Annotated in this window: 11 protein-coding genes and 1 other RNA gene; 6 read left to right on the top strand and 6 right to left on the bottom strand. The window is 67.9% G+C overall.

What is annotated here, in order from left to right; all coding sequences use genetic code 11:
• Position 1: 1 nt before the first annotated feature.
• The 3 genes from hflK to ABL308_10360 all read right to left on the bottom strand — a co-directional run bounded on the left by hflK (position 2) and on the right by ABL308_10360 (position 2,621).
• On the bottom strand, positions 2–1,168 hold the full coding sequence (hflK, locus tag ABL308_10370) for an FtsH protease activity modulator HflK (GenBank protein ID XBQ15362.1): 1,167 nt from the start codon (positions 1,166–1,168) through the stop codon (positions 2–4).
• Between the two features lie 101 nt (positions 1,169–1,269).
• Positions 1,270–1,782, bottom strand: a complete 513-nt coding sequence (locus ABL308_10365) for a dihydrofolate reductase (protein ID XBQ15361.1) — start codon at positions 1,780–1,782, stop codon at positions 1,270–1,272.
• A complete protein-coding gene (locus ABL308_10360) occupies positions 1,779–2,621 on the bottom strand; it encodes a thymidylate synthase (GenBank protein ID XBQ15360.1) in 843 nt (280 codons plus the stop codon). The genes ABL308_10365 and ABL308_10360 overlap by 4 nt, the downstream gene beginning before the upstream one ends.
• Positions 2,622–2,799: 178 nt before the next feature.
• Between ABL308_10360 and ABL308_10355 the strand changes: the two genes are divergently transcribed.
• Positions 2,800–3,174, top strand: coding sequence for a VOC family protein (locus ABL308_10355; protein XBQ15359.1), 375 nt, complete (start codon positions 2,800–2,802; stop codon positions 3,172–3,174).
• On the opposite strand, the gene ABL308_10350 is transcribed toward ABL308_10355, so the two are convergent.
• Positions 3,171–3,842: a DUF2459 domain-containing protein gene (locus tag ABL308_10350; GenBank protein ID XBQ15358.1), complete on the bottom strand. Its 672-nt coding sequence runs from the start codon at positions 3,840–3,842 to the stop codon at positions 3,171–3,173. The two genes, ABL308_10355 and ABL308_10350, sit on opposite strands and share 4 nt — an antisense overlap.
• Before the next feature lie 9 nt (positions 3,843–3,851).
• On the opposite strand from ABL308_10350, the gene ssrA reads away from it, so the two are divergent.
• The 4 genes from ssrA (at position 3,852) to ABL308_10330 (ending at position 6,416) form a co-directional block, all read left to right on the top strand.
• Positions 3,852–4,211, top strand: a transfer-messenger RNA (tmRNA) gene (ssrA, locus tag ABL308_10345).
• Between the two features lie 53 nt (positions 4,212–4,264).
• Positions 4,265–4,783, top strand: coding sequence for a ClpXP protease specificity-enhancing factor SspB (locus tag ABL308_10340; protein ID XBQ15357.1), 519 nt, complete (start codon positions 4,265–4,267; stop codon positions 4,781–4,783).
• A 3-nt stretch (positions 4,784–4,786) separates the two neighbouring features.
• Positions 4,787–5,257 (top strand): PaaI family thioesterase, encoded by a 471-nt coding sequence (locus ABL308_10335; GenBank protein XBQ15356.1) that lies wholly within the window; start codon positions 4,787–4,789, stop codon positions 5,255–5,257.
• Positions 5,247–6,416, top strand: coding sequence for an MFS transporter (locus ABL308_10330; protein ID XBQ15355.1), 1,170 nt, complete (start codon positions 5,247–5,249; stop codon positions 6,414–6,416). Before ABL308_10335 ends, ABL308_10330 begins: the two co-directional genes overlap by 11 nt.
• Here the strand turns inward: ABL308_10330 and ABL308_10325 are convergent.
• Positions 6,413–7,420 carry a zinc transporter ZntB gene (locus tag ABL308_10325; protein ID XBQ15354.1) on the bottom strand — a complete coding sequence of 336 codons (1,008 nt, stop codon included), beginning with the start codon at positions 7,418–7,420 and terminating at the stop codon, positions 6,413–6,415. The genes ABL308_10330 and ABL308_10325 overlap by 4 nt on opposite strands.
• Positions 7,417–7,803, bottom strand: a complete 387-nt coding sequence (locus ABL308_10320) for a RusA family crossover junction endodeoxyribonuclease (GenBank protein ID XBQ15353.1) — start codon at positions 7,801–7,803, stop codon at positions 7,417–7,419. Before ABL308_10320 ends, ABL308_10325 begins: the two co-directional genes overlap by 4 nt.
• 163 nt (positions 7,804–7,966) lie before the next feature.
• On the opposite strand from ABL308_10320, the gene fumC reads away from it, so the two are divergent.
• Entirely contained in the window at positions 7,967–9,358 is a 1,392-nt protein-coding gene (gene fumC / locus ABL308_10315; GenBank protein XBQ15352.1) for a class II fumarate hydratase, read from the top strand.
• Positions 9,359–9,365 lie beyond the last annotated feature (7 nt).

Genomic DNA, 9,365 nt, shown 5'->3' with positions numbered 1-9,365 from the left:
TCTAGCCTCCCTGGCCCGAGCCGGCCGCTTCGGAACGCGCGCCGCGGTTCTGCCCAAGACGATCGAGCGGCAGATACGGCACGGCGCCCTGGCCGTTCTGGTCGAGGATGATGAGTTCGGAGCGGCCCAGGACGCGCTCCATGGTCTCCAGGAACATCCGGCGGCGCGTGACCTCCGGCGCCTGGGCGTACTCGGTGTAGATCGCGTTGAAGCGGTCGGCCTGACCTTCGGCTTCGGCGACGACCTGATCGCGGTAACCGCGCGCTTCTTCGAGCAGACGCACCGCGTCACCTCGCGCTTCGGGCACCACGCGGTTGGCGTAGGCGGTGGCCTGAAGCTGGACGCGCTCGGCGTCCTGACCGGCCGCGATGACGTCCTGGAAGGCCGCGATGACGTCAGGCGGCGGCGCGGCTTCCTGAAGCTGCACGCCGACGATCCGGATGCCCGCGTCGTAGCGGTTCAGCGTCTCCTGCACGATCTGCTCGGCACGCTGGGCGACCTCGCCCCGGCCCTCGCCGATGATCGGCTGAAGGTCCGAGGTGCCGACCACTTCGCGCATGGCGCTCTCGGCGACGGCGCGGACCATGGCCTGCTGATCGCGAACGTTGAACAGGTAATTGCGCACGTTCGCGGGATCGACCTGCCACTGAACGGTGAAGCTCACGTCGACGATGTTCTCGTCGCGCGTGACCATCAGCGATTCCTGCGGGGTCGAGCCGATGGTGACCGAGCGGATATTGGTCACGTCCTCGATCATCACCCGTTCGAACGGATAGGGCAGCTTGAAGCGCAGACCCGCGCCGGTGGTGCGGGTGTACTCGCCGAAGCGCAGGACCACGCCGGCTTCGCCCGGGCCGACCTGGTACCAGCCCGAACCGGGCCAGGCGAGCCAGACGAAGAGAAGACCGGCCAGGATCGCGCCGAGACCGGCGCCGCCGCCTCCGCCGCCCTTGCCGCCTTTACCGCCGCCGGACTTGCCGCCGCCGAACAGGCCGCCGAGCCAGTTCTGGAACCGGCGGATCAGCTCTTCGAGGTCGGGCTCCTGCCCGCCCCCGCCCGGACCCCGGCCGCCGCCGGGACGGTTCGGCCCCTGGCCCCAGGGGTTGTTGTTGTTTCCGCCGCCGGAGCCCCAAGGACCTCCGCCGCCCGAATTATCATTCCAGGGCATGTATCTCCCCGCTCCATGGATGTGACGATCACGCGAATGCGCTTTGATGCGTATGTGGCGGGTTCGCAACGCCGGTTCAAGTAAAACCGGGACGGTTCCGCTCAGCGCCGCTCGAGAAGGCGCACGGTGTAGCCCGCATCGTCGCCCGGCTCGGGCGCGACGGTCTCCGCCGAGACCTCGCGCCAGTCCGCAGGATCGAGGCGCGGGAAGACCGCGTCGCCCTCAGGCGCGAGATCGACCTCGGTCAGGATCACCATGTCGGTCTGCGGCAAAAACGCCTCATAGAGCTGCGCACCCCCGATCAGGCAGACCTCCCCCGCCCCGGCGTGCGCGGCCGCCGACGCCGCCGCATCGAGCGCGGCTTCGGGCGTGGAGACGATCTGCGCGCCCGCTGCTGCGTCCATCGACCGGCTGACCACGATGTTCGCCCGCCCCGGCAGCGGCTTGCGCGGCAGGCTCTCCCAGGTCTTGCGGCCCATGATCACCGGCTTGCCCAGAGTGGCCGCCTTGAATCGCTTGAGATCGGACGGAATGCGCCAGGGCAGATCGCCCCCGGCGCCGATCACGCCGTTCTTCGCGACGGCGACGACGATGACGAGGCGGGGGCGGGTCACACCGCCACCGGCGCCTTGATCGCGGGATGGGGATCATACCCGTCTAAGCAGATGTCCTCGTACTCGAACGCGAAAAGGTCTTCGACGTCAGGGTTGAGGTGAAGCTTCGGCAGGGCGCGCGGTGCGCGCGAGAGCTGCTCTTTCACCTGATCCATGTGGTTGGAATAGATGTGCGCGTCCCCGAAGGTGTGCACGTATTCGCCAGGCTCGTAGCCGGTGACTTTCGCCACCATCGCCAGAAGCAGCGCATAGCTTGCGATGTTGAACGGCACGCCGAGGAACAGGTCCGCGCTGCGCTGGTAGAGCTGCAGGTGCAGCCGGCCGCCGAGCACCTTGAACTGGAACAGCGTATGGCACGGCGGCAGCGCCATGGACGGCACGTCGGCCGGGTTCCAGGCGCTTATGACGTGGCGGCGGCTGTCGGGGCTGGTTCTGATCTGCTCGATCAAACCGGCGAGCTGGTCGATCTCGCGCCCGTCCGGGCCTTCCCAGCGCCGCCACTGCTTGCCGTAGACCGGGCCGAGTTCGCCGTTTTCATCGGCCCACTCGTCCCAGATCGTCACGCCGCGCTCCTGAAGCCAGCGCACGTTGGTCATCCCCTTGATGAACCAGAGCAGCTCAACGGCCACGCCCTTGAAGAACACCTTCTTGGTCGTCAGCAGCGGAAAGCCGTCGGCGAGATCGCAGCGGATCTGACGGCCGAACACCCCGCGCGTGCCGATGCCCGTGCGGTCGGTCTGGTCCTCGCCGGTCTCCAGCACGTCGCGCAGCAGGTCGAGATAGGCGCGCTCGATCGGCGATCCGGCGGGCGCGGCGTCGTGTCGGTCGGCGATCGCCATGGCGGCCTCCATCATGGGCGGGCCGGACAGGGTAGCGCGCCGGACGATTCGGGAAACCCGCACGGCGGCCCGGCGGCGTGGATAACCGGGCGTCGACGCGAGAAAACGCTTGCACGCGCGGTTCGCCTGTGGCCACATTTGCGTAGAACATTACACGAACAAACCAAAGGACAGGACGATGATCGGATATGTGACGCTCGGGACCAACGATCTCGAAAAGGCGGTCGCCTTCTATGACAAGATCGCCGCGCTTCTCGACACCCCGCGCATGATGGAAGGCGAGACCTACGTCGCCTGGGGCACGATGGACGGTGGCGCCGGGATCGGCGTGATGAAGCCCTTCGACGGCAAGCCCGCCAGCGTGGGCAACGGCGTCATGGTCGCCCTGCTGGCTCGGGACGAGGCGCACGTGAAGCAAATCTACGAGACGGCGCTCGCGAACGGCGGGACCGATGAAGGCGCGCCCGGCCTGCGCGGCGGCGGGTTCTACGCCGCTTATTTCCGTGATCCCGACGGCAACAAGCTCAACGCCTTCGTGATGGGCGCGAGCTAGCCCGGACAGGTTTGCGGATTACGGCGGGCGGCGGCGCGTAAAAGACTGCCCGGCAGCAGATGGCCCCAGGTCCGGCCGGTCTCAACGCCCGCGCCCTCCAGGGTTCTGGCGATGAAGACGTTGCACGTCCGGAAGGCGTGATAGCGCGACCGGCCCGCGAAGAAGGCCGAGCCGCGGCTGTCCAGCCCCTCGCCCAGCCGGACCGGGCCGCCGTCAGGGCCGCGGACGAACTCCGCTTCGATGGCGGCTGCGAGCGTGTCGAGCTGCGCGTTGCTCAGCGCCAGATCGACATGGTCCTGCCGGTAGGCGGTTCGCGGGTCCCTGCCCGGCGCGGCGACGTGCACTGCAGACCGGGTCGGCCAGAGCACGGCGGAGACCGCATTCACCGGTCCCAGCGGGCCGGGATAGGCCCGCGCATCGCCCCAGCCGACGGCGAACCAGTCCGCCTCGGGGAAGGCTATGCGCACCGGCCCGCCGGGGCTGAAGGCCGAAGCCGGAAGGTACAGCCCCGCGTGCCATCCGTTCGAGCTCAACCCGATCTCGACGCAGTTCTCAGCGGTCGGCGCCGCAGGCTCCGTTCGTGCTGCGCAAGCGGCGAGAAACCCGGTGAGGGCGAGCATCGCCACAGCCCTCGCCGCTTTCGATTTTGCGCGCAACTGCATGGTCATCGGACCCTCGCCCTTCCGCCGGCCGGTTCGATCCCTTATATTAGTCGCTGTCCGCTTCGGCGGACTATGGCGATAAACGCGCGTGTAATAACCAGACCGGACCCGGGTGCGAATCCCGGCGGCTCCACCAACTCTTTCCCGCTCGTTGGGCGGACGTTCGAGGGGCCGAATAGGATCGACGGATGGCTAAAGACGTAGCTTTCGCCCGAATGGGCTTCGTTACCAGCCCGCTCAAAGTAGTTGCCAACGACAACTATGCTGAAGAGGTCGCTCTCGCTGCGTAGTCAGCGCGAGCATCTCGCTCTTAAGTCCTGACTTCTAGCAAGGTCAGGCGGGGTTCGGGGGCGCCTGGCAACAGAAGCCCCCACTTACCATCCCGCCTCGCCAGCTGTGTTCCGCCACGCCGGACTCATCGCGCCCGATTGACGCACCGAACGGCTGCGATACCCTTCGACGGGCTGCAGAACGAGGCGGGGCGTTACATCGTGGGCAAGGACCTGATGGGATACGAGGCGCTGGCGCAGGACGCTCTTCGGGGCGTGGTGCGTCAGGCGATCGAACGCGCCGCGAGCGCGGGCGGGCTTCCCGGCGCGCATCATTTCTACATCTCGTTCAAGACCGACGATCCCGATTGCGATCTCGATCCGGGCCTTCTGAAGGCCTATCCCGAAGAGATGACGATCGTGCTCGAACACCAGTTCTGGGATCTCGGCGTCGACGAGGACGGGTTCGAAGTCACCCTGAAATTCAACGGCGTGCCGAAATATCTCGGCGTGCCCTGGCGCGCGATCACGCGCTTTCACGACCCCAGCGTCGGCTTCCGGCTGCATTTCGACTACGTCCCGCCCAAGCCCGGCGAGATCAAGTCGGGCAAGACGCCGGAGACCGCCGAGGCCGAAGGCACGGTCGTCAGCCTCGAATCCTTCCGCAAAAAGGACTGAGGCGTGGCCGAGCCGAGCGCGCGCGACAAGCTCATGGCGATTCTGTCCGCGCCGGAGAACCTTCCCGCCGCCACGCGCCATCTGGGCTATGAGCTCATCGATCTCGATCCCGAGACCGGACGTTCGGAGTGCGGCTTCGCCGCGCGCGCCGAATTCCGGAACCCGAACGGTTCGGTCCAGGGCGGCATCGTCAGCGCCTTTCTCGACGAGGCGATGAGCCTGTCTCTCTTCGTCGCCACGCATCTGAAATCCGCCGTCCCGACGCTGGAGATGAAGACCAGCTTCCTGCGCCCGCTCATGACCGACAGCTGCCGCTGCGTCGCCGAGGTCGTGCGCCTGGGCCGTACGGTCGGCTTCACCCGCGGCGAGCTTTTCGACGCCGAGGGCCGGCTTTGCGCCACCGCGACGGCGACCGCGGCGATCCGCCCGTTCGAGGAAAACCAGGCCCCGCCCGGCGGCGGTGATGCCGGGTAAGGCGAAAAGCCTCGCAATCATCGCGCTTTGCCAGGTTCTGGCGTTGTCGGTCTGGTTCGCAGGCGCGGCCGCCCTGCCCGGGCTGGAAGCCGCCCGCCCGCTCACCCCGTTTCAGTCCGCCGCGCTGTCGAGCGCGGTCCAGCTCGGCTTCGTCGCCGGCGCGCTTGCAAGCGCCATCCTTGGCCTCGCGGACCGGTTCGACGCGCGCGCCGTGTTCGCCTCCGGCGCCGCCGCGGCAGGGCTGACGAGCGCTCTGTGCCTCATCGCCGAACCCGCGAGCGCGGCCATGATCGCCCTTCGATGCGCGTCAGGCGCGGCGCTGGCGCTGGTCTATCCGGTCGGCATGAAGCTCGCGGCGAGCTGGGCGAAGGGCGATGCGGGGCTGCTGGTCGGCCTGCTCGTCGGCGCTTTGACGCTGGGCAGCGCCCTGCCCCATCTCGCAGCCCCGCTGCTGGGCACGATCGACTGGCGCGCGCCGTTCGCCGGTTCTGCTCTGCTCGCGTTCGCGGCCGCCGCGCTGGTTTTCGCTGCGAAGCCCGGCCCCGCCTTCGCCCGCTCGGCGCCGTTCAGGCCGGGCGCGCTCGCCATCGCCTTCAGCCGGCCCGACCTGCGGGCGATCAACCTGGGTTATCTCGGCCATATGTGGGAGCTCTACGCCGTGTGGGCCTGGACCGGCGCCTGGCTCGCCGCCAGCGCGGCGGCGCGCGGGACCCAAGCCGGCGCGGAGATCGGCCTCGCCACGTTCGGGGTCGTCGCGATCGGCGCGGTCGGCGCGATCGCGGCGGGACGGCTCGCGGACCGGTACGGCCGGGCGCAGATCGCCGGCGCCGCGCTTGCGGTTTCAGGGCTCTGCGCGCTTGCAAGCCCCCTCGCCTTCACCGCGCCGGTCTGGGTGCTCGCCGTGCTGCTGGCGGTTTACGGCGTCAGCGTCATCGCCGACAGCGCCCAGTTCTCCGCCGCGATCGCCGAGCGCGCGCCGGACGGGCTCGCCGGATCGCTGCTCACCTTGCAGACCGCGCTGGGCTTCGGCCTGACGGTGATCAGCGTCCAGCTGCTCCCGGTCTGGGCGGAGGCGATCGGCTGGCGATTTGCTTTCCTTCCGCTGGCTGTGGGGCCGCTGGTGGGCGTCTGGGCGATGTGGCGGCTGGCCCGCGCCTAGATCATTTTGATCCACTTGAAGATGGCCAGCTGGATCACGCCCACTCCGACCAGAAGCCCGCACACGATCCAGAAGGCGTTTTCCTCGTTCGCACCGGGAATGCCGCCGACATTGATGCCCAGAAGCCCGGTCAGCAGGCCCAGCGGCAGGAAGATCGCGGCGACCACCGAGAGCACGAGCGTGTAGCGGTTCATCTGCTCGGCGCGCTTTTCCATCAGCTGGTCGTGGACCAAAGCCGCGCGCTCGCGCACCGCTTCGAGCTCTTCGAGGATGCGCGTGGTGCGGTCGGCGGCCTCGCGGATGCGGGCGCGGTCGTGATCGTCCAGCCAGCTCAGATCCTCGATGGCGAGGGTGGTCAGCGCGTCGCGCTGGGGCGCGATGAAGCGCCTGAGGATGATCGCCTCGTGACGGATGTCGGCGAGTTCGGTGCGCGCCTCCTCGATGTTCTCGGTGTCGAGGAATTCTTCCAGCGTGTCGATGCGCTCGTGCTCGCCGGCGATCACCGGCTCCATCCGGTCAGCGAGACGCAGCGCCAGGCGCGCCACGAGATCGCCGGTGGAGGTCGGCGCCGCGCCGCGGTCGATCGCGGCCATCACGTCGGCGACCGCATAGAGCGGACGCAGCCAGACCCCGACCACGCGGCGGCGATCCACCCAGAAGCGCACCGAGATCATGTCCTCGACCTCGGCGCCTTCGAGCAGGTTCACCCCGCGCAGATTGAGCACCACGCCGTCCTTGTGCACGGTGCAGCGCGGCCGGGTCTCCTGGGCGAGAAGCGCGTCCTTGACGAAACCATCGAGCCCCGTCTCGCCGAGGATCTTCAGACAGTCGGGGTCTTCCCGGCGCACATGGATCCAGGCGAAGGGCTCGCCCGGCGTATCCTTGCCGCCGAGATCGACGGGCGGTTTCAGCGCCTCGCGCAGATCCTCGAAATTGGTCTCCTGCCCGCCACCGCGGCCGTCGAGCCGATAGGCCTCGACCGGGTTGAGATCCGGCGCGCTCACGCGGGCTCGGGCTTAACGATCGGCCGGGCGCGCACCTTCACCCGCGCGCGCTCGCCGGCGACCTTCTCCACGTGCAGGCGTTCGACCTGGCTGTCGTCGTGGAAGACCACGCCGGTCAGCGCGTCGAGCACGGCCTTGGCGACGTTGTCGACATCGTGGATCGGGCTGTGCTCGGTGCGTTCGATCTCGATGATCACTTCGAACGCGCCGTATTTCGGGCGCACGCGCTTGAATTCGGTGCGGAAGAAATCGCCGATCAGGGATTTGAATCGGCGCGTCTGGCTGGTGAGCGCGTCCACGCGCACATGCAGCGATCCTTGCTGGTCCACGGCCTGCACTTTTCCTCTCCCGATCCAGTCGAGCCCGTCCCAATCGACGTCCATGGCCGACCCTTCACAGCGGCGGGAGGTAAACGGGCCGGGACGGCGTCTTGATCCCGTCCGCCCCGGTGCTACACACCCGATTCGCACCGTCACCATCATCCGTGCGCCGCCGGGAAGGTTCAAGCGCACGGGTCCCCGCCACGCCCTGAGGAGCGATCCCCCCATGACCGAGATGCGCGTCGAAACCGATTCCTTCGGCCCCCTGGAAGTGCCCGCCGACAAGCTCTGGGGCGCCCAGACCGCGCGCTCGATCCAGAATTTCAGGATCGGCGGACAGACCCAGCCGCTGCCGCTGATCCGCGCGCTCGGGGTGGTCAAGCACTGCGCGGCGAACACCAACATGGCGCTCGACAATCTCGAAGCCCGGCTGGGCGACGCGATCGCTTCGGCCGCGCTGGAAGTCGCCGAGGGCAAGCTCGACGATCACTTCCCGTTGGTCGTCTGGCAGACCGGCTCGGGCACCCAGTCGAACATGAACGCCAACGAGGTGATCGCGAACCGCGCCATCCAGATCCTCGGCGGCGAGGTCGGCTCGAAGGATCCGGTCCACCCCAACGACCACGTCAATCGGGCGCAAAGTTCGAACGACACCTTCCCCACCGCCATGCATATCGCGGCGGCGGAGACCTTCGTGCACGACCTGCTGCCTGCGCTTCAGACGCTCAGGAACGCGCTCAACGACAGGGTCGAAGCGTTCAAGAGCATCATCAAGATCGGCCGCACCCATCTGATGGACGCGACGCCCCTGACGCTGGGTCAGGAGTTCTCCGCCTATGCCGGAATGGTCGACAACGCCATCCGCCGCGTCGAGCAGACCCTGCCCTCGCTCTATGAGCTCGCCCAGGGCGGCACAGCGGTCGGCACGGGGCTGAACACCAAGAAAGGCTTCGCCGAGCGCTTCGCCGACGAGGTGGCGAGCCTGACCAAGCTGCCCTTCACCACGGCGCCCAACAAGTTCGAGGCGCTGTCCACCAAGGACGCCATGGTCGAAGCGCATGGCGCGCTGAATTCCGCGGCGGTGTCGCTGTTCAAGATCGCCAACGACATCCGGCTCCTGGGCTCGGGTCCGCGTTGCGGCATCGGCGAGATCTCCCTGCCGGCGAACGAGCCGGGCAGCTCGATCATGCCGGGCAAGGTGAACCCCACCCAGTGCGAAGCCATGACAATGGTCTGCGCCCAGGTGATGGGCAACAACTCCGCGGTCAGCTTCGCGGGCAGCCAAGGCCAGTTCCAGCTCAACGTCTTCAAGCCGATGATCGCCTGGAACGTGCTGACGAGCGCAAAACTGCTCGCCGACGCCTCGCGCAGCTTCACCGAGAACTGCGTGGTCGGGATCGAGGCGAACGAAAAGCGCATCGCGGACATCATGGAGCGCTCGCTCATGCTGGTGACCGCGCTCGCGCCGACCATCGGCTACGACAACGCCACCAAGGTCGCCAAGACCGCCCATGAGAACGGCACCACCCTGCGCGAGGAGGCGGTGCGGTTGGGCTTCGTCACCGAAGACGAGTTCGACAAGGTCGTCCGCCCGGAAAACATGATCGGGCCGAACTAGGACGGGC

It is taken from the genome of Oceanicaulis sp. (assembly GCA_040112665.1).
In the GTDB taxonomy this organism is placed as follows: Bacteria; Pseudomonadota; Alphaproteobacteria; order Caulobacterales; family Maricaulaceae; genus Oceanicaulis.
Note: the sequence above shows the minus strand (reverse complement) of the source record. Positions and strands in the feature narration are given on the sequence as shown.